Origin of the sequence: Streptomyces sp. NPDC003038, from assembly GCF_040611115.1 — a bacterium.
GTDB lineage: Bacteria > Actinomycetota > Actinomycetes > Streptomycetales > Streptomycetaceae > Streptomyces.
The window spans coordinates 43,486-67,956 of sequence record NZ_JBEXNN010000022.1; the positions used below are offsets into that span (position 1 = coordinate 43,486).

Genomic DNA, 24,471 nt, shown 5'->3' on the forward strand with positions numbered 1-24,471 from the left:
AACCGTTTCGGCTTCGCTTCGGTTGGGAGGAGGGGCATGCAGGCGTCCTCAGCTCGCGGCCCGGGTGTTCTCACCGGGCTCGCACTGGCGCTGATCTACGGCTCCGGTGGCTCCGCGGGTGCCGCTTCCGCCCAGAGCCCGCAGGGCGCGGCCCCCTCGCCGGTCGTCCCCGTGGTCGCATCCACCAACGTGTACGGGGACATCGTCGAACAGATCGGGGCCGACAGGGTCGACGTCGTTTCGATCATCAGTGACCCCACCCAGGATCCGCACTCGTACGAAGCCGGTACGCGCAACCAGCTGGAGCTGTCCAAGGCGAAGGTCGTCGTGGAGAACGGCGCCGGCTACGACGAGTTCGTCGGCCGGATGCTCCGCAGTGCGGGCAACTCCTCGGCCGAGGTGATCGACGCGGTGGAGGTCTCGGGGAAGACTCCCGACGCGGCCGGGGAGTTCAACGAGCACGTCTGGTACGACTTCCCCACCGTGGGCAAACTCGCCGACCGGATCGCCGACGCCCTGGCCAGGGCAGCGCCGACGGAAAGCACCGTCTTCAAGGAGAACGCCAAGGCGTTCAAGGACGAGCTGGCGACCCTCCAGGGCCGGACGGATCAGATCAACGCCCGCCACGCGGGCACCGCCGTGGCGGTCACCGAGCCGGTTCCCTTGTACCTGATCGAGGCGTGCGGCCTGGTGAACAAGACACCCGCGGACTTCAGCGAAGCCATCGAGGAGGGCGAGGAGGTCTCGCCCAGGAGCCTGCGGGAGACGCTCGCGCTGTTCACCGGGGGCCAGGTCGAGGCGCTGGTGTACAACGAGCAGACCGCCGGTCCCCAGACGGAGAAGGTCAAGGAGGCGGCCGAGGACAACGGCATTCCCGTGGTCACCGCGACCGAGACCCTCCCAGCAGGCGAGGACTACGTCGGCTGGATGACGTCCAACGTCGACGCGCTCAAGGGCGCCCTGGACCGATGAGGGACCGTGGACCGTACGGAGGCCGTCGCACCGCTTTCCCGCTCGGCACCCGCCGCCGCGGATAGCGCCCCTTCCACACCGGTGATCAGTCTGCGGGGGGCCGCGTTGGCCTACGGAGATCGCACGCTGTGGCGCGATCTGGACCTCGATGTGCTGCCCGGGGAGTTCCTGGCGGTACTGGGGCCGAACGGATCGGGCAAGACGAGCCTGCTGCGCGTATTGCTGGGTCGCCAGCCCCTCACCGCGGGCACCTTGGCCGTCCTCGGCGGGCCCGCCCCCCGCGGCAGCAGCCACATCGGCTACGTACCCCAGCAGAAGTCCCTCCCGGCCCACACGATGCTGCGGGCCCGGGACCTGGTCCGGCTCGGGATGGAAGGGCACCGCTGGGGGGTGTCGCCGGCCCCGGGCGCGATCCGCCGCCGCGTGGACGAGATCCTGGACTCCGTCGGGGCGCTGCCCTACGCGGATGTCCCCGTCGGCAGGCTCTCGGGCGGCGAACAACAGCGCGTACGCATCGCGCAGGCCCTCGCCACCGACCCGCGGATCCTGCTCTGCGACGAGCCGCTGCTCTCCCTGGACCTGCAGCACCAACGCACGGTCACCGCGCTGGTGGACCGGCGGCGCCGCTCCGCCGGAACCGCGGTCGTCTTCGTGACGCACGAGATCAACCCGGTCCTGGGCCTGGTGGACCGGGTCCTGTATCTGGCCCCGGGCGGATTCCGGATCGGACCGCCGGACGAGGTGATGACCACCGCCACCCTGTCGCAGCTGTACGGGACCGAGGTCGATGTCCTGCGCGTCCGAGGCCGCATCGTCGTCGTAGGGGCACCCGACGCGGCCGCTGTGCACCACCACTCCGGTGGGCCGAACGGGAACGGAGGCGGACGGCCGTGACGGGACGGTGGCCGCTCGCCGACGGGGAGGACAGGGGCGTCTGGCAGCAGATCTTCAACTTCGACCATTACGGCGACCTGCTGGCCCTGGTCCACAACTCCCTGCTGGCCGGAGCCCTGCTGGGTCTGGTGGGCGGTCTGGTCGGCGTATTCGTGATCATGCGAGACCTGCCGTTCGCGGTGCACGGAATCAGCGAGCTGTCCTTCGCCGGCGCGTCGGCGGCGCTGCTCCTCGGGCTGAACATCGTCGCGGGGTCCATCGTGGGCTCTCTGCTGGCAGCGGCGGCGATCGGGATTCTGGGTGTCCGTGCCCGCGACCGAAACTCGATCATCGGCATCATCATGCCGTTCGGCCTCGGGCTGGGCGTGCTCTTCCTGTCGCTCTACAAGGGACGCGCGGCCAACAAGTTCGGGATTCTGACCGGCCAGATCATCGCCGTCGACACCCCTCAGATGGCATGGCTCGTCGGCACGTCCGTGGTGGTGCTGATCGCCCTCGCCGTCGTCTGGCGGCCGCTGACCTTCGCCAGCGCGGATCCGGAGGTGGCCGAGGCCAGAGGCGTCCCGGTCCGTGCGCTGTCCCTGGCCTTCATGCTGATCCTCGGGCTGGCGGTCGCGCTCTGTGTGCAGATCGTCGGAGCCCTGCTGGTCCTGGCGCTCCTGGTCACGCCTGCGGCCGCCGCCGCGCGGATCACGGCCTCCCCGGTGCTGCTGCCCGTGCTGAGCGTCGCCTTCGCGCTGGTGGCGATGGAAGGCGGGATCCTGCTCGCCCTCGGAAGCGCCGTCCCCATCAGCCCCTACGTCACGACCGTCTCGTTCCTGATCTACCTCGGCTGCCGACTGGCCAGTACCCGACGTGCCACCAAGGTCGCTCCCATGGCCCTCCCCGCAGGTCAGCAGCCCGTCGCAGGTGTCTGATCGAAGCGCGCGCCGGCCTCGGATCGACCCGGTGAGCCGCCCGGGTCCACACTGGAGTGGAGGTCCGTCGTGCTGTGCGGCGCGGACGGAAGGAGCTGTTCATGCACCCCCTCGCCATCGCCGGTACGGCTGCCGGCAAGCTGGCTCACTACGCGGTGTCCGGTGTGGTGGGCGGCCTGATCATCAAGAATCTGCCCGCCGCCAAGCCGGCCGCGCGCAAGGCGCTGGTCGGGGGACTCGCGGGCGGGATCGTCGCGAGCCGCTGGCTGGCCTCGGCCACCGAGGAGGCCCGGCTCAAGGCCGGTGACGTCCTGGCGGAGGCCCGTACCTCGCTCGGCGAGGAGGTACCGCCGCCCTCCGCGGTCAAGGTCGAGAACCACGATCACGGACACGAGCACTGATCATGTCGACCGTGCTCGTGTGCTCCGTGGCCGCGGGGCGCGCTCGGCTGACCGTCCCCTGGCTACGGGCCCGGCCCGGTTGCGCCGGGCTGGTGGACGACCGGCTGACCGGCATCAGCGGCTTCCGGGCCCTGCGGGTCTTCCCGCGTACCGGCAGCGTGGTGATCTGGGTGGCCCCGGACCAGCTGAACGTCGAACAGCTCGTCGCCGCCCTCGAAGAGGCCCCGCCCGCTTCCGTGGTGGTGGCCAAGCCCTCCCGGTCCATGCCCGACTCTTCCACCGGTGAAGTCGCCCGGCTGGTGGTCGGCGGCGCCGTCCTCGCCCTGGTCGCGCTCCGGCGCCTGCTCGGCCGGCCCCGCATGACCGTCGGCTCCTCGGGCTTCCTCGGCGTGGTCACCGTCTTCACCGGTCTGCCCTTCTTCCGCGGCGCCCTGCGCACGTTGCGCGGACGCAGCAGTCCCGGTACGGACACCCTGGTCACGGCCGCGACGGTCATCTCGCTGGTGCTCCGCGAGAACGTGGTCGCCCTCACCGTCCTGTGGCTGCTGAACATCGGCGAATTCCTCCAGACCCTCACCCTGCGCCGCACCCGCCGCGCCATCGAGGACCTCCTCACCATCGGCGAGGAACGAGTCTGGCTGGTACGCGAGGGCGTGGAGATCGAGGTCGATCTCGACACGGTGGAACCCGGAGACGTGGTCGCCGTGTACGAGCACCACCGCATCCCGGTCGACGGCCACGCCGTCTCCGGCGAGGCCCTGGTGGACCAGGCCGCCGTGACCGGCGAGGCCCTCCCCGTCTACGCCCGGGAAGGCGCACACGTGTACGCCGGCACGATCGTCACCTCGGGCTCGCTCACCGTCCGCGCGGACTCGGTCGGCAGGGACACCACGGTGGGCCGGATCATCAGCCGGGTCGAGGAGGCCCAGTCGGACCGGGCGCCGATCCAGACCGTGGCCACCCGCTTCACCCAGCGCTTCGTCCCCGTCTCCTTCGCCCTGGCCGCACTGACCTACGTGGTCACCCGCGACCCGCGGCGCGCCATGACGATGCTGCTGATCGCCTGCCCCTGCGCGGCCGGCCTGGCCACACCCACCGCCATCAGCGCCGCCATCGGCAACGGCGCCCGCCGAGGCACGCTCATCAAGGGCGGCACCCATCTGGAGGGCGTCGGCCGGGTCACCGCCGTCGTCTTCGACAAGACCGGCACCCTCACCTTCGGCAAGCCGCTCGTCACCAGCGTCGTCACGCTCACCGACAGCTTCACCGCCGACGAGGTCCTGAGCCTCGCCGCCTCCGGCGAACTGCACGCCCGCCACCCGCTCGCGCAGGCCATCGTCGCCCGCACCGAGGAACAGCACCTGCACGTCCCCATTCACCAGGCCTGCGAGGTCGTACTCGGCATGGGCATGCGCGCCGAACTCGACGGTACCCGCCTCCTCGTCGGCAGCCCGGCCCTGCTGCGCCAACACGGCGTCGCCCTGACCGAGGACGCCCAGGGCTGGACCGAACGCCTCCGCGGCGGCGGCGAGACCGTCATCTGCCTGGCCCACGACGAGGACCTCATCGGCATGCTCGGAGTGTCCGACGCCGTGCGCGCCGGAGCCGAGACCGTCGTCCAACAACTGCGCGCCCTCGGCGTGTCCCGCCTGATCCTGCTCACCGGCGACGCGCCGGAGACCGCCCAGGTCGTCGCCGACACCCTCGGCATCACCGAGGTGCACGCCCATGCCCTGCCGGAGGCCAAACTCCAGCTGATCCGCGACCTTCAGGCCGAAGGCCACACGGTCGCCATGGTCGGCGACGGCACCAACGACGCCCCCGCCCTGGCGCTGGCCGACGTGGGCATCACCATGGGCGAACACTCCTCGCACGTGGCCCTGGAGACCGCCGACATCGCGCTCGCCGGCAACGACCTGCGCCAGGTCGCCGCCGTGGTCGAGCTCAGCCGCCACACGCTGCGCGTGGTCCGCCAGAACTACGGACTCGCGATAGGCGTCAACCTGCTCGGTCTCATCGCCGGAGCCGGCGGCTCCATGAACCCGGTCCTTGCCGCCCTGCTGCACAACACCAGCAGCATCGCGGTCGTCGGCAACTCGGCCCGCCTGGTCAACCACACCCCGCACCTGCCCCGCGTAGCTGACGGGGTGCTGAGGGCAGCCCCGCTGGAGGACCACCGCGTGCGCTAGCCGGGCAGGAGCGGGCGCCGCCTGCCCCTCCCCTTCGCCCCCGGCCGCGAAGCCGCATGCCACGCCGGCCGCGGTGAGCGCGATGTTCCACTTATTGCGCTTGGTCCACCTCCACACCTTCCCCCCAGAGCTTGCCGTCCAGGCCGTACGAGTTGACCGGGTCGGCGGGGTACCCGTAGGCGTTGTCCCCGCCGCCGCGCACCGGGCCGAGTGACAGAAACCGGCCGGTGGCCGGGCTGTAGAGACGGACGCCCATCCGTGTGAGACCGGTGAGGGTCTCGCTGGAGCGCTGCTCGCCGCCGAGCCAGTGGTAGCGGGTGGCTGATTGGCCGTGGCGGGGGTCGCCGTACTGCCGAGGCGCCCGGCGGTACAGTCAGCTCGCTGCTCAGCCCGCGCCGGACCGGGCATCGCGGCCTGACGTTTCCTCGTCGTGTTCCGGCCAGGTGACGCCATGACCAGTACCCAGCCGCCCGCGATGACCCCGCAGGCGCCCGATGCGCCAGGTGCGCCGTCCGTCGAGGACCGCGTCGTACGGATAAGGCGACGTCTGGAGCGGCTGATAGGGATCGCGGCGACCGAAGGCAATGCGCTCACCGCCTTGCGCAACGGGGATGAGATCTTCGCCGCCATGCTGGCCGGGATCCGCCGCGCCGAGCACACGGTGGACATGATGACGTTCGTCTACTGGAGGGGTGACATCGCCCGCCAGTTCGCCCAGGCACTCGCCGAGCGGGCCCGCGCCGGGGTGCGGGTGCGGCTGCTACTGGACGGGTTCGGCAGCCGGCTGATCGAGGCCGAGCAGCTTCACGCGATGGAGCGGGCCGGGGTGCAGGTGGCGTGGTTCCGCAAGCCGCTGTTTCTCTCACCGCTGAAGCAGAACCACCGCTGTCACCGCAAAGTTCTCGTCGTGGACGAGGAGACCGCGTTCACCGGCGGGGTGGGGATCGCGGAGGAGTGGTGCGGCAACGCGCGTAACGAGAACGAGTGGCGGGACACACACGTCGAGGTCCGCGGGCCTGCCGTGGACGGCATTGCCGCCGCGTTCGCCCAGAACTGGGCCGAGTGCCACGACGAGCTCTTCGACGACCGGGACCGGTTCGTCGAGCACCGTCCGCAAGGCGAGGCAATCGTGCAGGTGGTGCGCGGCTCGGCCAGCTTCGGATGGCAGGACATGCAGACCCTGATCCGCGTGATGCTGGAGTCCGCCGAGGAACGCTTCCGTCTGGCCACCGCCTACTTCTCACCGGACGCGTACTTCATCGAGCTGCTGTGCGCCACCGCGCGGCGCGGGGTCGAGGTGGAGATCCTGCTGCCCGGCCCCCACACCGACAAACGGGTCTGCCAGCTGGCCGGCCAGCACTACTACGAGGAGCTCACCGCCTGCGGGGTGAAGATCTACGAGTACCAGCCCACGATGATGCACGCCAAGGTCATCACCGTCGATCAAGTCGCCGCTTTGATCGGCTCGACGAACTTCAACCGGCGCTCCCTCGACCACGACGAGGAAGTCATGCTCGCCGTCCTGGACCAGGAGTTCACCGCCACATTGGATGAGCACTTCGAGGCGGACGTGGCGGCCAGTGAACCGATCAGGGCCGGCCGGTGGAAGAGCCGCTCCGTCGTACAGCGGGCCCGCGAGGTGGCCGTGCTGCCCATCCGCCGGTTCCTGTGACCCCGGCGCCCGCCGGGCCTCATGATGCCGCACAGCCGAGGACGGGCGAGAAAAGGTTGTCCTGCTCGCTGCTGCTCACCGGTGAGATGATCTTGATGTGGCTGGTCTGATCACGGAGTCGGAGCCAGCCCCCTTCGCCCGGGACGATTGGGTTTGGGCGGTGTCGTAGGGTCAGCGGTCGAGGGTCGGCCGCCGGGGTCCGGTCCCGTCGTGGAAAGCAGAAGGCCAGTCATGCCAGGTGTTCCTGCGAGTTCCTCTGAAGCGGACGGGTCGCCTCCGCGTATGTCGGCCGAGGAGGAGGCGGCACGGATGGAAGCCGTACGCCGCTACGACATCCTCGACACCCCGCCGGACGGAGCGTTCGACCGGGTCGCGGCGATGGCTGCCCGGCTGTTCGATGTCCCCGTGGCGAGTGTGACGATCGTCGACACGGACCGGATCTGGTTCAAGGCCGCCCACGGCCTCGACGGAGTGTCCGAGATCGGCCGGGACCCGGGCCTGTGCGCCTCGGCTGTCCTGACCGACGACACTCTGGTGATTCCCGACGCTCTCCGCGATTCGGACGCCTGCTCCAACCCGCTGGTCGCAGGTCCGATGGGGGTGCGGTTCTACGCCGGCGCGCCGATCATCACCTCTGACGGCTACCGGCTGGGCACCGTCAACATCCTCGACACCAAGCCGCGCCTGATCACGGAAGCCGACATCGCAACCCTGACCGACCTCGCCGCCGTGGTCCTGGACGCTCTGGAACTGCGTCTTTCCGCGCTGCACCGGCTGCGGGAGGAGCAGGAACGGCGCAAGGAACAGGAGGCGGCCCGCGAGCGAGCGGAGCGTGACACGGAGGCGATCGCGGCCTTCGCCTCCACGCTCCAGCGGACCCTGCTGCCACCGTCGCTGCCCGCGGTACCGGGGCTCGAACTCGCCTGCCACTACCAGACTGACTCCCCGCGTGATGTCGGCGGCGACTTCTACGACGTCTTCCCCCTGGGGAGCAGCCGGTGGGCCTTCTTCATCGGAGACGTGTGCGGCAAGGGCGCCGAAGCCGCGGTCGTCACCTCGCTGACCCGCTACACACTGCGTGAGGCGGCCCAGCACCACACTGATTCCACAGCAGTGCTCGACGCCCTCAACAGCGCTCTGCTCCTCGACCCTTCGATCGGCAGCCGATACTGCACCTGCGTCTTCGGCACGATCACACCCCAGCAGGACGGCAGGTTCACCGTGGAGATCGCCACGGGAGGACACCCCCCGCTCTTCCACCTCAAGCGCGGGCACGACGGCGCAATGCGGGTGGAGAGCGTGCGCCCCCGGGGCGGCATGCTCGTCGGCGCCCTCGCCGAAGCACACTTCGCCTCTCGCACCTTCCACCTCGCCCCGGGTGACGGCCTACTCCTCTACACAGACGGGCTCACCGAGGCGCGCCTGAAGGACGGCACCATGCTGGGCGAGGAGGGCGTAGCCGCGTTCCTCGCCACCCTCGATACAGCCGACGCCGCCCGCCTCGTGGACGACACCGTCGCTCTCCTTGCCGACCTGCCCTCGGGCCCTGGTGACGACATCGCTATGCTCGCCCTCTCCGTGCCTCTTGGAGGCCGGCCGGCTGAGCACATCGCGGTGGCATCGACGGTCCGAACCCCTGCCGCCGCCCCGCCCGCCGATGGCGCAGCCAGCGCCGGCCAGGAGCACTGACCATGACCGACGGCCTCACTCTCACCACCTCCAGCACCGACGGCCGCCTGGCAGTCCTCTCGGTCGGCGGTCACATCGACATCGAGACGGCTCCAACCCTGCGCGGCAGCGCCCTGGCGCTTATCGCCCAGGGACACTCGCACCTGGTTCTGGACCTGGCACAGGTGACCTTCTGCGATTCCTCCGGTCTCAACGCCCTGATCGGCATCATGCGCTGCGCGAAGACCGCGGACGGTTCCTTGGCCCTGGCCTCGATCCCCGACCGCCTCGCCCGGATGCTCGACTTCACCGGCGTGAGCACCGTGCTTCCCGCGTACCCCAGCGCCGACGCCGCCGTGCGCGCACACTCCACCGACGAACCGCGGTGAGCCCCGCATCGCCCGGCAGCGCCATCGACACCATGCGACGGACCCCATTGCGGTAAGGCGACCAGTCGCGGCATGTTCGGGGTCACGCAGTGCCGACCCACGCCCGTCGGCAGCGCACCGGACAGCACGGGGGCCGGAACTCCTGGGAGGAGTTCCGGCCCACGGGCCCGTCATCGGCCGTCCGGGGTGGAGGACTACTTCGGCATCAGCACGGTGTCGACGATGTACACGTTGGCGTTGGCGGTCTTGACGTTGCCGCAGACCACGTTCGAGGAATCGTTGACCTTGTACGACTCCCCGGAGCCGCTGGTGGTGAGCTTGCCCTTCTGCAGGGTGTCGAAGGAGCCGTTCTCCAGCTGCTCGGGGGTCAGCTTCTGCCCCACCACGTGGTAGGTGAGGATCTTCGTCAGCTGTTCCTTGTCGGCGAGGACCTTGTCCAGATCGGCCTTCGGGATCTTGGCGAAGGCGTCATTCGTCGGGGCGAAGACGGTGATGTCCTTGGCGTTGTTGAGGGTATCGACCAGTCCCGCCTGCTTGACGGCGGAGACCAGGGTGGACAGCGCCGGGTTGTTGGAGGCGGCGGTGGCGACCGGGTCCTCGGCCATGCCGTCGAAGCTGCCCGCGCCCTCCTTGGGGACGCCGGCGCAGGCCGGGCCGAACGGCTGGTCCATGGATGCGTCCGGGGTGGCCGCCTGCGAGGCGGCGGTGTCGCCGCTCTTGTCGGCGGAGCTGCCGGAAGCGCTGTCGCTGCCCGAATCCGAGCAGGCGGCGAGGGAGAAGGGCAGGATCGCGGCCGCCGCGACGGCGAGCGCGGTACGGCGGATACGCAGGGTGCTGGACATGATCAGTATCTCCTGGTTGTGTCTGGACTGTCCGCAACGGAGGTTGACGAAACGTGTGAGGTTCCGGCCCTCTTCGGGGCCGGTGCTCTGGGGGCTATCCCGCGGTCACGAAGACGCTGTGCCGGCCGCTCGCCCCGTCGGGGACGGTCCGCGTGCGCTCCTCGGTCTGCGTCACGCCGGTGCCGTCGGTGGCGCGGACGGTGAGGGTGTGGCCGCCGGGGGTGGCCTTCCAGGGGAAGGACCACTGGCGCCAGGTGTCGACGGTTGCCTGGGCGGCGAGGTCGGTGGGCCCAGCACCGGGGCATCCCGCCCCGTGACGGAGGCCGCCACGAGGAACCCGCGTCGTGACCACCCCGTGCTGGTTGCCGCCGAGCCGGACGCCGGGCCGGAGGCCGGCTTTCCGGCCAGGAAATACAGGATCCCCGCGCCTTCAGCGCGGCCGGTGTCCGGTCGATCACGGCTCCGCCCACGACGGTCACCGGTCCCGCCTGCGGCCTCACCAGCGAGGCGACGAGCTCGGCCACCGCCAGGGCGGTGTAGCCGGACAGCAGACCGGATACGGCGCCCCGTGCGCCGCGGGAGAAGGCCTTGCGGAAGTTGCTCACACAGCCCATTCGCTGCCCTCCGTCCGGCGGATTGGTCCCTCCTCCGACCGGATGACAGCCTGTGTCGGTGTTGCCGAGCGGGCAGGGCAATCCGTACGGGCGCCCGCTACGAAGCACGTACGAGACCAGCGGAGCGAATACCCGGCCGGCCCCCACCCGGACAGGGCCGGTCCCGTCCGTAAGCAAGGGACTGTTCATGCCATGGATGCACAAGCGTGGCCGCAATGGCGCCGAGCCACGGCACCCGGCTCGACGACGCGGGACGGGGTGCCTGTGAAGCCACACCGGTCGTTCGGCGGCGCCCACGACGGCGCGCCACAGCTTGAGGACGTGATGGAGCAGGTCGGCCGCGGAGACAAGGACGCCTTCTCCGTCCTCTACGACGCCGTCGCGAACACCGTGTTCGGGATCGTGGTCAAAGTCGTACGCGACCACGCCCAGTCAGAGGAGGCAGCCCAGGAGGCGATGATCGACATCTGGCGCCAGGCCGCCCGCTACCGCCCCGATCAGGGCTCCGTCATGACCTGGGTGGCGACCATTGCGCACCGCCGTGCCGTCGACCGGGTCCGTTCCGCCCAGGCCGCCGCCAACCGCGACCACGACAGCGCGGTACGTGACCATCAGCGCCCGTTCGACGAAGTCGCCGAGCAGGTCGAGACCCGCCTGGACAGCGAACAGGTGCGCCGCTGCCTGCGCGGGCTGACCGAACTGCAGCGACAGGCCGTGACGCTGGCCTACTACCAGGGCCTGACCTACCGCGAGGTCGCGGAAACACTCCGGGCCCCGCTCGCGACCATCAAGACACGCATGCGCGACGGACTGATCCGGCTGCGCGACTGCATGGGGGTGACCACATGAAGCACCACGAAGACCTGCACACCCTCACCGGCGCGTACGCCCTGGACGCACTGACCGGGGAGGAGCACCACACCTTCCACACCCACCTCGAACGATGCGCATCGTGCAAACGGGAAGTGGCCGGCTTCGCCGCCACGTCCGCCCGCCTGGCCGCGGCCGCGGCCCTGCCCGCACCCGTCGGGCTGAAGCAGTCGGTCCTGCGCCGCATCGACACCGTCCGCCAGCTCCCCCCGGACACCCGCGCCTCCGAGCCGGCCCGGCTCACCAGGGTCCTCACAGTCCTCACACGTAAGGCCGGACCGTTCGTGGTGGCGGCCAGCATCGCCGCGGCCGCCACCTTCGGCGGCCTGTCCCTGTGGCAGCACCAGGAAGCCGAGAAGGCCCGTACCCAGGCCGACCGGGCCACCCGGCAGGTCCAGGACCTGACCGCCGTCCTCGCCTCGCCCGACGCCCGCAGCGTCCACGGCCGCACCACCACCGGGGCCACCACATCCGTCGTGGCCTCCACACGCCTGAACAGGGCCGTCTTCATCGCCACCGGCCTGCCGGCCGCCCCGGAAGGCCGGACCTACCAGCTGTGGTTCGACGACGCCGGCACCATGCGCCCCGCCGGCCTCCTCCCACACGACGGCGCCGTACTGATGGAAGGCGGCCCCGGCCAGGCCCGCGGGGTCGGCCTCACTCTCGAACCGGCCGGCGGCTCCCCCCAGCCCACCACCACCCCACTGATGCTCATGAACCTTCCAGCCTGAGGTGCGAAGACTCCACTCACCGGCGCCGGCCCGGCGTCAGGCGTCCGCGCGGAGCAGATCGGCGCACTTTTCGCCGATCATCATCGTCGTGATGCACGGATTGACGGTGACGAGATCCGGCATGACCGACCCGTCCGCCACCCGCAGCCCCTGGACTCCCTTCACCCGCAGACGGGCGTCGAGCGGCGCCATGGGGTCGCCGTCCGCCCCCATCCTCACCGTGCAGGCGGGGTGGTAGACGGTGTTGTGCGTCTTGTGGATGTAGTCGAGCAGTTCGTCGGCGGTGCGGACGTCCGGACCCGGGGCGAGCTCGGCCCCCGCCCACCCGGAGAGCGCCGGCTGGGCCGCGATCCGGCGGGCCAGCTCGATGCCGTACGTCATCACCCGCACGTCGTGCTCGTGCGTGAAGTACCGGGGGTCGACGCGAGGTTTGTCGCGGTAGTCGCGCGTGCGCAGCCGCACGGTGCCGCGCGACCTGGCACGGGTGACGTTGGGGGTCAGACAGAAGGCGTTCTCCGACGTCGGATAGCCGTGCCGGGCGGTGTTCATGTCGAAGGGCACCGAGCCGTAGTGGAACATCAGGTCGGGCCGGTCGAGGCCCGGCTCGGTGTCGTAGAAGATGCCCGCCTCCCACCACTGGCTCGACGTGGTGGTCATCGGCCGCTTCGCCTCCCACATCACCACGCCCTCGGGATGGTCCTGGAGGTTCTCGCCGACGCCCGCGGAGTCCACGAGCACCTCCACGCCCACCTCCCGCAGATGCTCCGCCGGGCCGATGCCCGACAGCATCAGCAGCTTCGGTGTGTCGATCGAGCCGCAGGAGACGACGACCTCGCGGCGGGCACGGACCGTACGGGTGTGGACGAGATCCGGATCCAGGTACTCGGCGCCGGTACAGCGCAGCCCGTCGAACACCAGCCGCTTCGCCCGCACTCGGGTGCGTATCTCCAGGTTCGGCCGCTTGCCCATCACCGGGTGGAGGTACGCCACCGAGGAGGACTGGCGGATGTTGTTCTCGTCCGAGTTGATCTGGAACCAGTTGGCGCCCCGCACCACCGTCGAACCGGCGTTGAAAGGGGTCGTCGGTATGCCCGCCTGCGCACAGGCCTCCAGGAGGGCCGCGCCGCAGGGGTCCCCGCCCTTGAGGGTGCGCAGCTTCACCGGTCCGGACCGGCCGTGGTGGTCGCCGGGAGCGTCGTTGTTCTCCAGTCGGCTGTAGAGGGGGAACAGGTCCGCCGCGCTCCAGCCCGTACACCCGGCCGCCGCCCAGTCGTCCAGGTCCTCCGCGGGCGCCCAGAAGGCGATGCAGGAGTTGTGCGAGGAGCAGCCGCCGAGCACCTTGGCGCGGGCGTGCCGCATGAAGCTGTTGCCGCTCGCCTGCGGCTCGACCGGGTAGTCCCAGTCGTAGCCGGACTCCAGCAGACCCATCCACCGTTCCAGCTTCAGGACGTTGTCGTCGCCGACGTCGCTGGGGCCCGCCTCCAGGACGCACACCGTGACCGACGGGTCCTCGCTCAGCCGCGCCGCGACGACATTGCCCGCGGTTCCGCCACCGACCACGACGTAGTCGAACTCTTCGCTCATGAGGGGGTGACCTCCTTCAGCGCAACGGGCTCGGGGTGTGCCACGGCGGCGTGTTCGGCCAGGACGCCCGTACGGTGGCGCTGGACGAACCAGTAGTAGGCGAAGCCGCCGAGCGCGATCGCTCCGACGAACAGGACCGCGCCCCACCGCAGGTACCAGTGGTAGGGGGCGGTGGCGTTGTACACGGCCGGCCGCGGCCAGATGAGGTTCAGCGTCATCGCCGCGCCCCACAGCACGGCGACGATGTTGACGGGCAGTCCCCAGCGGCCGAGGGAGAACCTGTCCTCGGCGGGCCGCCACCTGCCGCGCAGCCGCGCCACCAGCATCGGCCCGGTGACCAGGAGATAGGCGACGTAGATCATGACGATGCCGATGCTGGTGACCACGGTGAAGATCTGCGGCTGGCGGATGTTGACCAGCAGGATCACCAGCGCGAGCGCCCCGATGATCACGGTCGGCAGGATCGGGGTGCCGAACCGGGGGCTGACCTTCGCGAGCCGCGAGGAAGCGGGCAGGTTGTTGTCCCGGGCCATGGCGAACGCGAGCCGGACCGCCGCCGTGTGCACCGCCAGCGCGCACACGGTGACCGCGATCAGCACGCACCACAGCATCGCCTTGCCGGCCGTCGGGCCGAGGACGTCGAGGACGACGTACTGCAGTCCGTCGGTGGACAGCTTCTCGCCCCGCAGGCTCGACACGCTCATCAGCGCGAGGAGCAGGACCAGCCCGCCCAGGACGAAGGAGGCCACGATCGCCCGGATGAGGGCCCGCGGAGCGTTGCGCGAGGGATCGAGGGACTCCTCGCCGAGCGAGGCGGCGGTGTCGAAGCCGTACATCACGTAGGCCGAGGCGAGCGAGGCGATCAGGAACGCGCCGAGATAGCCGAAGGACTGACCGGAGCCGGTCCCGGCGGTGTCGGTGACGACCTGCGGCCCGCGCACGATGTTCACCGCGAGCAGCGCGATCAGCACGACGGTGGCGATGAGCTCGATGAGGACACCGGCGGTGTTGATCCTCGCCATCAGCTTCACACCGAAGGCGTTGACGACCGTGGTGAAGAGGATCAGTCCGGAGGCGAGGAGTACCGCGTTGGTCGCCACGTCGTACGTCCCCGTACCGTCCCCGACGAACTGGAAAACGGAGGATATCTGAGGAAGCGTCAACTGGTATGCGAGGGCCACGGCCGCGATGGAGACGACGGACGCGAGGAGCATCATCCAGCCGGCGAGCCAGCCGACGTGCGGATTGCCCAGCTTCTTCGACCAGTTGTAGATGGATCCGGCCACGGGATAGCGGGCGGCCAGCTCGGCGAAGCAGAGCGCGACCATGAACTGGCCGAAGAAGACCATCGGCCAGGACCACCAGTACGCGGGGCCGCCGCTGGCGTATCCGAAGTAGAAGAGCTGGAAGGTGCCGGTGAGGATCGAGATGTACGAGATGCCGGCCGCGAAGGTGTGGAAGGTGCCGAGGGTCCGCTTGAGTTCGGGGCGGTAACCGAATGCGGCGAGTTCCGCGTCATCGCCCGCCGGGGATGGTCGAGCAGCTGCCATGTGTCACTCCTGGACTGTGAAGGTCGCCTCAGGCGAACCAGCCCTGCGGCTCCGGTGAGGTGTTGCGCCAGATGTGCTTCGTCTCGCGGTACTCGGCGAGGCCGGCCGGACCGAGCTCCCGCCCCGTGCCGGACTGCTTGAACCCTCCCCACTCGGCTTGCGGCAGATAGGGGTGGTAGTCGTTGATCCATACGGTGCCCAGGCGCAGCCGCGAGGCGATTCGCCGGGCCCTGCCCTCGTCGCTCGTCCAGACCGCGCCCGCGAGACCGTAGATCGTGTCGTTCGCGAGCCGGACGGCCTCGTCCCCGTCGCCGTCGCGGAACCGCTCCACCGTCAGGACGGGCCCGAAGGACTCCTCCCGTACCACGGACATCCGTGCCCGGCACTCGTCGAGGACGGTCGGCAGGTAGTAGAAGCCGTTCTCGTACGGGGGCCCTTCGGGCCGTGCGCCACCGCAGCGCAGTACCGCACCCTCGGCCAGACCGTCCGCGACGTACGCCTCGACCTTGGCCCGATGGGCGGCCGAGATCAGCGGCCCCGTCTGCGCCCGCTCGTCGAAGGGACCGCCCAGGCGGATCCGCCGGGTTCTGCGCACGATCTCGTCGACGAACCGGTCGTGCAGCGAGTCCTCGACCAGGAGCCGCGCCCCCGCCGAACAGACCTGCCCCGAGTGCAGGAACACGGCGGTCAGCGCCATGTCCACGGCCGCCTCGAAATCGGCGTCCGCGAAGACGATGTTCGGGTTCTTGCCGCCCAGTTCGAGCGCGACCTTCTTCACGGTCCCGGAGGCCGCCGCCATCAGCCGGCGGCCGGTCCGCACTCCGCCGGTGAAGGAGACCAGGTCGACATCGGGGTGGTCGGCGAGCGGCGCGCCGGCCTCGGGGCCCGCCCCCGGCACGAGGTTGGCGACACCGTCCGGCAGCCCGGCCTCCGCGAGGAGCCGCATCAACTGGATCGCGGTGTGCGGGGTGAGCTCGCTCGGCTTCAGGACGAAGGTGTTGCCCGCGGCGAGCGCCGGGGCGACCTTCCAGGCCGTCTGGAGCAGCGGATAGTTCCACGGCGTGATCAGCCCGCACACGCCGACCGGCTCGTACACGACCTGGCTGTCGGCGCTCGCCGTGCCCGTGTCGATCACCCGGCCCGTCTCGGCCGCGGCGAGCCGCCCGAAGTAGCGGAAGCAGTTGACGACGTCGTCGACGTCGTACCCGCTCTCCACCAGCCGTTTGCCGGTGTCGAGGGACTCGGCGCGCGCCAGGGCCTCCTTGTCGCGGGTGATCAGATCGGCGACGCGCAGCAGCAGGTCTCCCCGCTCGGCGGCCGGCGTGTGCGGCCAGGGGCCCTCGTCGAAGGCCCGGCGGGCCGCGGCGATCGCGTCCACCGTGTCCTTGCCACCCGCCTCGTCGACCTCCGCGACGAGGGAGCCGTCGGCGGGACAGCGGATCTCCCGGGTGCGTCCGTCGCGGGCCGTCGTCCACGCGCCGCCGATGAAAAGATCAGGCACCGATGCCTCCCAGCTGCTCGGTCAGCCAGGCGTGGAAGACGCCGATGTGGTGCTCGGTCGGTACGAGCACACCGCCGGCGCGGTAGGCGCGGGAGGCCATCGCGGGCTGGGTGCGCTCGCAGGCGTCGAAGTCCTGGACGTTGACCCGGTGGAACAGCTCCACGGACTTCGACACGTCCGCGCCCGACTCCACGACCTCGGGCGCGTACAGCCAGTCGCACTCGACGACCGTGCGGTCCTCGGCGAGCGGAAACATCCGGTGCAGGATCACATGGTCGGGCACGAGGTTGATGAAGACGGTCGGCTTGACGGTGATGGCGTAGTAGCGGCGGTCCTGGTCGTCGGCGACCTCGGGCAGCTTGGCGAAGCCTTCGCTGCCGTCGACGGTGAAGCCCTTGACCTCCTCGGCGAACTCGGCGCCGTGGCCCACGTAGTACTGCGCCGCGTAACCGTCGGCGAACTCGGGGAGCACCTCGGTGAGTTCCGGGTGGATCGTCGCGCAGTGGTAGCACTCCATGAAGTTCTCGACGATCAGCTTCCAGTTCGCCTTCACGTCGTATGTGATGCGCTTGCCCAGCGCGAGGTTCTCCGTGCCGTACCGCTCGACGGACGCCGCGTCGCCGAGCCGTTCCACGGCCGCCCCGATCACGGTCTCCTCGAACGACGGCGGCTCCTCGGCCAGAGACACCCACGCGTAACCCAGCCATTCGCGCAGCCGCACGGTGATCAGGCCGTATGCGGTGCGGTCGACGTCGGGCATCTTCACCAGATTGGGCGCGGCGATCAGCTTGCCGTCCAGGTCGTACGTCCAGGCGTGGTACGGGCACCGCAACGAGCGCCGCACCTCGCCGGACTCCTCAGTGCACAGCCGGGCGCCGCGGTGTCGGCAGACGTTCAGGAAGGCGCGGAGTTCACCGGCCCGGTTGCGGGTGACGATGACGCTCTCGCGTCCGATCCGGACGGTACGGAACGCACCGGGCTTGTCGAGGTCGGCGCCGCGCACGGCGCAGAACCACATCGATTCGAAGATCCGCTCCTGCTCCTGCCGGAAGACCTCCGGGTCGGTGTAGAAGTGGCCGGGCAGGGTGGCGATCAGACTGGGGGAGAGGGGTGTGGTCGTCACGGCGGGCTCCTCAGGCGGGCGCGGCGCTCAGCCGGCGAGGGTCGAAAAGCTCGATGGGGTGCTCGGTGGTGCCGTTCAGCGCCAGGTCGGCGACGATCTCGCCGACGACGGGTACGAACTTGAAGCCGTGGCCGGAGAATCCGCAGGCGACGGTCACCGAGTCGGGATGCCGTGGATGACGCGCGATCACGAAGTGCTCGTCGGGGGTGTTGGAGTACATGCAGGTGGCTGCCTTGAGGAAGCGGCCGGGGAGGGACGGGATGTGCCGGGAGAGCTGGTGCGCCATGGCCGCGACCTCGTCCTCGCCCACGGTCCGCTCGATGGTCTCCGGGGTGCAGACGACGCCCTTGCGGAAGAACGCGACCTTCGCGCCGAGGTCCGGTCCGTCGATCGAGGGGAAACCGTAGATCTGGATGCCGTCCGCGTCCTCCCAGATGTAGACGGGGTGGTTGTCGGGGCGGAACGGCGCGGTGCCGCCGTCGGGCTGGAACCAGTACATGACCTGCCGCTCGATGGTGAACGGCACACCCAGGTCGGTGAGCAGCCGCGGCGCCCACGCACCCGGGCAGATCACCAACTGGCCCGCCGTGTACGTGTCCTCGGCGGTGTGGACCCGTACCCCGTCGCGGTACCGCTCCCAGCGCAGCATCGGCTCCTCGAAGTGCAGGTCCGCGCCAGACCGGGTGGCGAGCTGGAGGTGGGCGGCGACCGTGTTCTCCGGGCGGACGAGACCGGCCCGCGCCTCGTACAGCGCCACCTCGTCCTCGGCGGGGGTGAGGGTGGGGAAGCGGCGGCGGATCTCCTTCGCGTCGAGCATCTCGTGCGGCAGATCCCATTGCCGGGCGGAGAGCAGGGAGCCGGACACCGTACGGGACTCCGGGCGGCCGACCATCACGCCGCCGCACAGTGTCGCGATGTCCCGGCCGGTGTCGCGCTCCAGGGCCTCGTACAGTTCGTAGGAGCGCAGCAGCAGCGGTACGTACGCGGGGTCCTCGAAGTAGGACTGGCGGGTGATGCGGGAACCGCCGTGGCTGGAACCGCGGTTGTGGACGGGGCCGAACTTCTCCAGGCCCAGCACGCGCGCGCCGCGCGCGGACAGATGACGGGCGGCGGCGCTGCCCATTCCGCCCAGGCCGACGACGATCACGTCATAGGTGGGTGACACAGCGGGGTCCTCCTCGGCCTAGCGGCGGATACGGCTCATGTCGGGGTCGAAGAGCGGCTCGTCGGCGACGGTCGCCGGGACCTTCTCGCCGAAGTACTCGATGTGTACCGGGGCGCCCGCGGTGAGCGGCGGCAGCCACGCGTACGCGACACAGCGGCCCAGCGTGTAGCCGTAGGAGGCGCTGGTGACGTACCCGGCCGTCAGACCGTCGACGTACACCGGCTCCTTGCCGAGGACGACGGCCGCGGGGTCGTCGAGCAGCAGCGCCGTGAGCCTGCGGCGCGGTTCGCCCGCGTCCTCCAGGGCGGCCAGGGCCTCGCGCCCGACGAAGTCGGCCTTGTCCATCCGGACGGCGAATCCGACCCCTGCCTCGTACGGGGTGTGCTCGGCGGTCATGTCGTGGCCCCAGGAGCGGTAACCCTTCTCAAGGCGCAGGCTGTTGAAGGCGGACCGGCCGGCGGCGATCACACCGTGCTCCCGCCCGGCCTCCCACAGCGTGTCCCACAGGCGGAGCCCCATGTCGGCGCTGGTGTACAGCTCCCAACCGAGCTCACCGACGTAACTCAGCCGCATCGCCGTCACCGGCACGTGGCCGAGGTGGGTCTGCCTGACCCGGAAGTAGCCGAAGCCGGCGTGGGAGAAGTCGTCCCGGGTCAGCGGCTGCACCAGTTCGCGGGCGAGGGGCCCCCACACCCCGATGCAGCAGGTGCCGGAGGTGATGTCGCGGATCCGTACGTCGTCGGGCGCGTGCCGCAGCAGCCAGTCCTCGTCGGCGCGGGAGTTGGCGCCGATCTGGAAGCGGTCGGCGGCGAGGCGCGCCACCGTCAGGTCCGAGCGGATGCCACCGGTCTCGTCGAGGAGCAGGGTGTAGGTCACCGCGCCGGGCTTCTTGGCGAGGTTGTTGCTGGTCATGCGCTGGAGGAAGGCCAGGGCGCCCGGCCCGGTGACCTCCAGCCTGCGCAGCGGCGTCATGTCGTACAGGGCGACCTTCTCGCGGGTCGCCCGCGCCTCGGCGGCGGCGATGGGTGACCAGAAGCGGGCCGACCAGGCGTCCCGCTCGGGCAGGTCGATCCCCTCGGCGAGCGGGGCGTTCGCCTCGTACCAGTGCGGACGCTCCCAGCCGCCGCCCTCCAGGAAGTACGCTCCGAGCTCCTGCTGGCGGGCGTGGAAGGGGCTCACCCGCAGCGGCCGCGGCTGTTCCACGGGCTGCGAGGGATGCAGTACGTCGTACACCTCGACGAACTGCTGGGCGCCGCGGTCGTGGACGTACGCGGGGGAGCGCTGCGCGTCCTCGAAGCGGGTCAGGTCGCACTCGTGGACGTCGATCCCCGGCCGCCCGTCGACCATCCATTCGGCGACGGCCTTGGCGACTCCCGCCGAGTGCGTGACCCACACTGCCTCGGCGAGCCAGAAGCCGCGCAGGTCACGGGATTCGCCGAGCAGGGGCATCCCGTCCGGGGTGAAGGAGAAGACGCCGTTGAAACCCTCCTCCACCCCGGTCTTCCCGAGCGCGGGCAGCAGCCAGGCGCAGTCCTCCCAGCTCGGGTCGAAGTCGTGGGGAGTGAAGGGGCGGGAGGACGGCATGACCGGCGCGTCGTCGTAGGCCGGGACGGTGAACGGGTCGACGGGCAGCGGCTGGTGGGCGTAACTGCCGATGCCGATCCGGTCGGTGTGCTCACGGAAGTACAGGTCGCGGTCCTGGAACCGCAGGATCGGGCGGGAGGCTTCCGTACGGGGGTCGTTGAGGCCCGCCAGCTCCGGGAGGGGCCGGGTCTTCGCGTACTGGTGGGCGAGCGGCAGCAGCGGCACGTCGACGCCCGCCATCCGGCCGACGACCGGGCCCCAGAAGCCGGCCGCCGACACGACGTGGTCGGCCGGGAAGATGCCCCGTTCGGTGACGACGCCCGTCACCCGGCCGCCTTCCCTCTCGATGCCGGTGACGGTGTGCCGCTCCAGGAAGCGGGCACCGCGGCGCTCGGCGCGCTCCATCTGGGCGCGGCAGGCGAGGACGGCGCGGGCGAGGCCGTCGTCGGGGGTGAGGAATCCGCCCAGGACCTTGCTCTCGTCGAGCAGTGGCCACAGTTCCTTGCAGCGCTCGGCGGTGATCAGTTCCCCGCGGATGCCCCAGGAGGCGGCGTAACCGGCCTTGCGGTGCAGGTCGGCCCAGCGCTCCTCGGTGGTGGCGACCTCCAGGCCGCCGACCGGGTTGAAGCAGGCCAGTCCGTCGACTTCGAGTGCGCCGAACTTCTCCACGGTGTAGGTGGCGAACGCGCTGAGTGTCTTGGACGGGCTGGTCTGGAAGACGAGGCCCGGGGCGTGGGAGGTGGAACCGCCGGGGGCGGGCAGAGGGCCCTGTTCGAGGACGGTGACGTCGGTCCAGCCGCGGACGGTCAGCTCGTCGGCGAGCGAGCAGCCGACGATGCCGGCGCCGATGACCACGACACGGGGACTGGATACGGGCGCGTGGGACATGCCCCTCCTTGAGTCGGGTGGGGAATCCGGAGGAAAGGTCTACACGGCGGCAGGCACCGTGGTGCGTTCGGCGGCGATGGTCGTGTCCTGGCCGTGCCCGGTGTGGACGACGGTGTCCCCGGGGAGGGTGAGCAGACGGCGCCGGATCGACGTGAGGATCGTCGGGCGGTCGGAGTACGAACGGCCGGTCGCGCCCGGGCCGCCGTGGAAGAGGGTGTCGCCGGTGAACACGGCGTCGAGGAAGGGCGCGTGGAGGCTGCAACTGCCCCAGGTGTGTCCGGGCGTGTGCAGGACGCGCATCTCGGTGCCGGCGACGAGGAGCCGCTGCCCGTCGAAGAGTTCGCCGTCCGGCTCGCGCGAGGGGTGGACCTGGTCCCACAGCTCGCGATCGGCCGGGTGCAGCAGCACCGGCGCGCCGGTGGCCTCGGCCAGCTCGGCCGCCGCGCCGATGTGGTCGTCGTGAGCGTGGGTGCAGACGACGGCGGTGACCCGGCGTCCGGCGACGGCGGCCGCGATCGTACGGGCGTCGTGGGCGGCGTCGACGATCAGCACCTCCTCGTCGTCGCCGACGAGCCACACGTTGTTGTCGACGGCGAAGGTCTCGCCGTCGAGGGTGAACGTGCCCGAGGTGACGACCCGTTCGGCGCGCACGCCCCCGGCGGTGTCCGTCACAGGACCACCACCGAGCGCAGGACCTCGCCCCGGTGCATCTTGGCGAAGGCGCTCTCGACCTCGTCCAGCGCGATCGTCTCGCTGACGAAGGCGTTCAGGTCGAGCCCGCCCGACAGGTACTGGTCGATGAGGACCGGGAAGTCACGGCTGGGCAGACAGTCCCCGTACCAGGAGGACTTCAGGGCGCCGCCGCGCGAGAACAGGTCGATGAGCGGGAGGTCGACGCGCATCTGCGGGACGGGAACCCCGACCTGGACGAGCACGCCCGCGTGGTCGCGCATGTAGAAGGCCTGCCGGTACGTCTCGGGGTGGCCGACCGCGTCGATGGCGACGTCCACGCCGAACCCGCCGGTGAGCTCTCGTACGGCCTCGACGGCGTCCGTACCACGGGAGTTGACCGTGTGGGTCGCGCCGAACCGGGTCGCCGCGTCGAGCTTGCGGTCGTCGATGTCGACTGCGATGACGCGCCGCGCCCCGGCGAGCGAGGAGGCCGCGATGGCTGCGTTGCCGACGCCTCCGCAGCCGATGACCGCCACCGTGTCACCGCGGCCGACGTTGCCGGTGTTCACCGCGGCGCCGTAGCCGGCCATCACGCCGCAGCCGATGAGTCCGGCGGCCTCGGGCCGGGCGGCCGGGTCGACCTTCACCGCCTGGCCCGCCGCGACCAGGGTCTTCTCCGCGAAGGCGCCGATGCCCAGGGCCGGCGAGAGAGGAGTGCCGTCGAGGAGGGTCATCGGCCGGGTGGCGTTGCGGGAGTCGAAGCAGTACCAGGGCCGGCCGCGGCGACAGGAACGGCAGGTTCCGCAGGGGGCGCGCCAGGCGAGGACGACGTAGTCACCCGGAGCCAGGTCGGTGACGCCGTCGCCCACGGACTCGACTGTTCCGGCGGCCTCGTGGCCGAGCAGGAAGGGGAACTCGTCGTTGACGGCCCCTTCCCGGTAGTGCAGATCCGTATGGCAGACACCGCAGGCCTGTACGGAGACGAGTACGTCGCCGGGCCCGGGATCGGGCACCACGATCGTCTGCACCTCGACGGGTGCGCCCTTCTTCACGGCAACGACGGCACGGACCTCATGCGGCACGATGGGCTCCTCGGTTGTTGCGCCTTGCACGATGGGTTGCGCGATGGGGAACATACTGGGAAGCCCCACAACATGCCGTCAAGAGGCTGGGGTTAACGACTCGCAAAACCCGGCGGCCGTAGGGAAACGGGCCCGACACGCAGCGTCGCGGGGCCGGGTTCGCCCGGCCCCGCGTCGCAGGGGGTGCCACTCGGCGGGAACGAGTCAGAAGCCGTAACCCATGCGCCGGGACAGCGCGTTCGCCGCGACGGCGGTCCGGGCGGCGAGCTCCGGCAGCCGACCCCGTTCCAGCCGGTAGGCCGGCCCCGAGACACTGAGCGCACCGATCACTCGGCCGTCGTGCGCCCGCACCGGCGCGGCGACCGCGTTCAGACCCAGCTCAAGCTCCTCCGCGACGATGGCGTATCCCTGCGCGCACGCCGCGTCCAGCTCCGCGCGCAGCATGCCCGCGCTGGTCAGCGTGTGCTCCGTGAACCGCGGCAGCGCCCGTGCGAGGAGTCCTTCGCGCAGCGTCACCGGCAGATGGGCCAGGAGCACCTTGCCGCTGGAGGTGGCGTGCAGGGGGGTGCGCCTGCCCAGCCAGTTCTGCGCGGTGACGGAGGCCGGGCCGCGGGCCTGCATGATGTTGACCGCGGCGTCGTCGTCCAGGACCGCGATGTTGACGGTCTCGCCCAGTTCGTCGGCGAGCTCCCGGCACACCGCCGCGCCTTCCTGGGAGATGTCCAGGCGCACCGCCGCCGCTCCTGCCAGGCGCAGGATGCCCGCGCCCAGGAAGTACTTGCCGCGGTCCTGCGCCTGGGAGACCAGGCCCCGGTTCTCCAGCACGCCGAGCAGTCGGAAGGCCGTGGACTTGTGCACGTCCAGCTCGTCGGCGATGTCGGTGACCCCGGCCTCGCCGTGCCGGGCCAGGATCTCCAGCACGCTCACGGCGCGGTCCACGGACTGGATCGCCCCTGCCCCGCCCTTGGGCGCGCGATCCTGTGTTTCCTCGTTCTGGTCAGCCACTGCCTGGTCGCGGGTCATAGCTCAACTCTCACCCTCTTGTGGTCCATTGGGCAGCCATCTTCGGGAAGCCCTTGACGCGGTGGGCACCCCGACCGGATTCTGTTGCGCATAGCGCTCCCTCATGCGCGATACGCAACATCATGTTATCGAAGAGTCCT

The 24,471-nt window shown here is 70.5% G+C and carries 21 protein-coding genes and 2 pseudogenes; 10 read left to right on the forward strand and 13 right to left on the reverse strand.

The window, feature by feature from the left end; genetic code table 11:
- The first annotated feature begins 36 nt into the window (after positions 1-36).
- The 5 genes from ABZX75_RS24565 to ABZX75_RS24585 all read left to right on the forward strand — a co-directional run bounded on the left by ABZX75_RS24565 (position 37) and on the right by ABZX75_RS24585 (position 5,373).
- Positions 37-972 carry a zinc ABC transporter substrate-binding protein gene (locus ABZX75_RS24565; RefSeq protein ID WP_355414007.1) on the forward strand — a complete coding sequence of 312 codons (936 nt, stop codon included), beginning with the start codon at positions 37-39 and terminating at the stop codon, positions 970-972.
- An 81-nt stretch (positions 973-1,053) separates the two neighbouring features.
- The gene (locus ABZX75_RS24570) at positions 1,054-1,866 is read left to right on the forward strand and encodes a metal ABC transporter ATP-binding protein (protein WP_355414009.1); all 813 of its coding nucleotides are present in this window, start codon (positions 1,054-1,056) and stop codon (positions 1,864-1,866) included.
- Positions 1,863-2,783, forward strand: a complete 921-nt coding sequence (locus ABZX75_RS24575) for a metal ABC transporter permease (protein ID WP_355414011.1) — start codon at positions 1,863-1,865, stop codon at positions 2,781-2,783. The genes ABZX75_RS24570 and ABZX75_RS24575 overlap by 4 nt, the downstream gene beginning before the upstream one ends.
- 101 nt (positions 2,784-2,884) lie before the next feature.
- Positions 2,885-3,184: a DUF1490 family protein gene (locus ABZX75_RS24580; protein WP_355414013.1), complete on the forward strand. Its 300-nt coding sequence runs from the start codon at positions 2,885-2,887 to the stop codon at positions 3,182-3,184.
- A gap of 2 nt (positions 3,185-3,186) precedes the next feature.
- Positions 3,187-5,373, forward strand: a complete 2,187-nt coding sequence (locus ABZX75_RS24585; RefSeq protein WP_355414015.1) for a cation-translocating P-type ATPase — start codon at positions 3,187-3,189, stop codon at positions 5,371-5,373.
- A 91-nt stretch (positions 5,374-5,464) separates the two neighbouring features.
- Here ABZX75_RS24585 and ABZX75_RS24590 read toward each other — a convergent pair whose 3' ends face one another.
- A complete protein-coding gene (locus ABZX75_RS24590; RefSeq protein WP_355414099.1) occupies positions 5,465-5,746 on the reverse strand; it encodes an RHS repeat-associated core domain-containing protein in 282 nt (93 codons plus the stop codon).
- A 102-nt stretch (positions 5,747-5,848) separates the two neighbouring features.
- Between ABZX75_RS24590 and ABZX75_RS24595 the strand changes: the two genes are divergently transcribed.
- The 3 genes from ABZX75_RS24595 to ABZX75_RS24605 all read left to right on the forward strand — a co-directional run bounded on the left by ABZX75_RS24595 (position 5,849) and on the right by ABZX75_RS24605 (position 9,102).
- Entirely contained in the window at positions 5,849-7,045 is a 1,197-nt protein-coding gene (locus ABZX75_RS24595; protein WP_355414101.1) for a phospholipase D-like domain-containing protein, read from the forward strand.
- Positions 7,046-7,327: 282 nt separating this feature from the next.
- Positions 7,328-8,734: a GAF domain-containing SpoIIE family protein phosphatase gene (locus ABZX75_RS24600; RefSeq protein ID WP_355414017.1), complete on the forward strand. Its 1,407-nt coding sequence runs from the start codon at positions 7,328-7,330 to the stop codon at positions 8,732-8,734.
- A 2-nt stretch (positions 8,735-8,736) separates the two neighbouring features.
- The gene (locus ABZX75_RS24605; RefSeq protein ID WP_355414019.1) at positions 8,737-9,102 is read left to right on the forward strand and encodes an STAS domain-containing protein; all 366 of its coding nucleotides are present in this window, start codon (positions 8,737-8,739) and stop codon (positions 9,100-9,102) included.
- A 194-nt stretch (positions 9,103-9,296) separates the two neighbouring features.
- On the opposite strand, the gene ABZX75_RS24610 is transcribed toward ABZX75_RS24605, so the two are convergent.
- The 3 genes and pseudogenes from ABZX75_RS24610 to ABZX75_RS24620 form a co-directional block, all read right to left on the reverse strand.
- On the reverse strand, positions 9,297-9,944 hold the full coding sequence (locus tag ABZX75_RS24610; protein ID WP_355414021.1) for a fasciclin domain-containing protein: 648 nt from the start codon (positions 9,942-9,944) through the stop codon (positions 9,297-9,299).
- Between the two features lie 94 nt (positions 9,945-10,038).
- Positions 10,039-10,224: pseudogene (locus ABZX75_RS24615) on the reverse strand (molybdopterin-binding oxidoreductase); the annotation flags it as partial.
- A 148-nt stretch (positions 10,225-10,372) separates the two neighbouring features.
- A pseudogene (locus tag ABZX75_RS24620) lies at positions 10,373-10,558 on the reverse strand (molybdopterin-binding oxidoreductase); the annotation flags it as partial.
- 324 nt (positions 10,559-10,882) lie between these two features.
- On the opposite strand from ABZX75_RS24620, the gene sigK reads away from it, so the two are divergent.
- Positions 10,883-11,407, forward strand: coding sequence for an ECF RNA polymerase sigma factor SigK (sigK, locus tag ABZX75_RS24625; protein WP_355414103.1), 525 nt, complete (start codon positions 10,883-10,885; stop codon positions 11,405-11,407).
- The gene (locus ABZX75_RS24630) at positions 11,404-12,159 is read left to right on the forward strand and encodes an anti-sigma factor (protein ID WP_355414023.1); all 756 of its coding nucleotides are present in this window, start codon (positions 11,404-11,406) and stop codon (positions 12,157-12,159) included. The genes sigK and ABZX75_RS24630 overlap by 4 nt, the downstream gene beginning before the upstream one ends.
- Before the next feature lie 36 nt (positions 12,160-12,195).
- On the opposite strand, the gene ABZX75_RS24635 is transcribed toward ABZX75_RS24630, so the two are convergent.
- The 9 genes from ABZX75_RS24635 to ABZX75_RS24675 form a co-directional block, all read right to left on the reverse strand.
- Positions 12,196-13,743 carry a GMC family oxidoreductase N-terminal domain-containing protein gene (locus ABZX75_RS24635; protein WP_355414025.1) on the reverse strand — a complete coding sequence of 516 codons (1,548 nt, stop codon included), beginning with the start codon at positions 13,741-13,743 and terminating at the stop codon, positions 12,196-12,198.
- The gene (locus ABZX75_RS24640) at positions 13,740-15,293 is read right to left on the reverse strand and encodes an amino acid permease (RefSeq protein ID WP_355414027.1); all 1,554 of its coding nucleotides are present in this window, start codon (positions 15,291-15,293) and stop codon (positions 13,740-13,742) included. The genes ABZX75_RS24635 and ABZX75_RS24640 overlap by 4 nt, the downstream gene beginning before the upstream one ends.
- 28 nt (positions 15,294-15,321) lie before the next feature.
- Positions 15,322-16,794, reverse strand: coding sequence for an aldehyde dehydrogenase family protein (locus ABZX75_RS24645; RefSeq protein WP_355414029.1), 1,473 nt, complete (start codon positions 16,792-16,794; stop codon positions 15,322-15,324).
- Positions 16,787-17,917: an aromatic ring-hydroxylating dioxygenase subunit alpha gene (locus ABZX75_RS24650; RefSeq protein ID WP_355414031.1), complete on the reverse strand. Its 1,131-nt coding sequence runs from the start codon at positions 17,915-17,917 to the stop codon at positions 16,787-16,789. Before ABZX75_RS24650 ends, ABZX75_RS24645 begins: the two co-directional genes overlap by 8 nt.
- 10 nt (positions 17,918-17,927) lie before the next feature.
- Complete coding sequence (gene solA, locus ABZX75_RS24655) at positions 17,928-19,082, reverse strand: N-methyl-L-tryptophan oxidase (RefSeq protein ID WP_355414033.1); 1,155 nt, start codon at positions 19,080-19,082, stop codon at positions 17,928-17,930.
- A gap of 18 nt (positions 19,083-19,100) precedes the next feature.
- Positions 19,101-21,554, reverse strand: coding sequence for an FAD-dependent oxidoreductase (locus tag ABZX75_RS24660; protein ID WP_355414035.1), 2,454 nt, complete (start codon positions 21,552-21,554; stop codon positions 19,101-19,103).
- Positions 21,555-21,593: 39 nt separating this feature from the next.
- A complete protein-coding gene (locus tag ABZX75_RS24665; protein WP_355414037.1) occupies positions 21,594-22,226 on the reverse strand; it encodes an MBL fold metallo-hydrolase in 633 nt (210 codons plus the stop codon).
- Positions 22,223-23,308 (reverse strand): S-(hydroxymethyl)mycothiol dehydrogenase, encoded by a 1,086-nt coding sequence (locus ABZX75_RS24670; protein WP_355414039.1) that lies wholly within the window; start codon positions 23,306-23,308, stop codon positions 22,223-22,225. The genes ABZX75_RS24665 and ABZX75_RS24670 overlap by 4 nt, the downstream gene beginning before the upstream one ends.
- Before the next feature lie 204 nt (positions 23,309-23,512).
- Positions 23,513-24,256: an IclR family transcriptional regulator gene (locus ABZX75_RS24675; protein WP_355414105.1), complete on the reverse strand. Its 744-nt coding sequence runs from the start codon at positions 24,254-24,256 to the stop codon at positions 23,513-23,515.
- Positions 24,257-24,471 lie beyond the last annotated feature (215 nt).

What these genes read in the sequence shown, in the direction of transcription:
- ABZX75_RS24565 (WP_355414007.1), top strand. Translation starts at nt 37, where the DNA reads ATGCAGGCGTCCTCAGCTCGCGGCCCGGGTGTTCTCACCGGGCTCGCA.
- ABZX75_RS24580 (WP_355414013.1), top strand. Translation starts at nt 2,885, where the DNA reads ATGCACCCCCTCGCCATCGCCGGTACGGCTGCCGGCAAGCTGGCTCAC.
- ABZX75_RS24585 (WP_355414015.1), top strand. Translation starts at nt 3,187, where the DNA reads ATGTCGACCGTGCTCGTGTGCTCCGTGGCCGCGGGGCGCGCTCGGCTG.
- ABZX75_RS24595 (WP_355414101.1), top strand. Translation starts at nt 5,849, where the DNA reads ATGACCCCGCAGGCGCCCGATGCGCCAGGTGCGCCGTCCGTCGAGGAC.
- ABZX75_RS24600 (WP_355414017.1), top strand. Translation starts at nt 7,328, where the DNA reads ATGTCGGCCGAGGAGGAGGCGGCACGGATGGAAGCCGTACGCCGCTAC.
- ABZX75_RS24605 (WP_355414019.1), top strand. Translation starts at nt 8,737, where the DNA reads ATGACCGACGGCCTCACTCTCACCACCTCCAGCACCGACGGCCGCCTG.
- ABZX75_RS24610 (WP_355414021.1), bottom strand. Translation starts at nt 9,944, where the DNA reads ATGTCCAGCACCCTGCGTATCCGCCGTACCGCGCTCGCCGTCGCGGCG.
- sigK (WP_355414103.1), top strand. Translation starts at nt 10,883, where the DNA reads ATGGAGCAGGTCGGCCGCGGAGACAAGGACGCCTTCTCCGTCCTCTAC.
- ABZX75_RS24630 (WP_355414023.1), top strand. Translation starts at nt 11,404, where the DNA reads ATGAAGCACCACGAAGACCTGCACACCCTCACCGGCGCGTACGCCCTG.
- ABZX75_RS24635 (WP_355414025.1), bottom strand. Translation starts at nt 13,743, where the DNA reads ATGAGCGAAGAGTTCGACTACGTCGTGGTCGGTGGCGGAACCGCGGGC.
- ABZX75_RS24640 (WP_355414027.1), bottom strand. Translation starts at nt 15,293, where the DNA reads ATGGCAGCTGCTCGACCATCCCCGGCGGGCGATGACGCGGAACTCGCC.
- ABZX75_RS24660 (WP_355414035.1), bottom strand. Translation starts at nt 21,554, where the DNA reads ATGTCCCACGCGCCCGTATCCAGTCCCCGTGTCGTGGTCATCGGCGCC.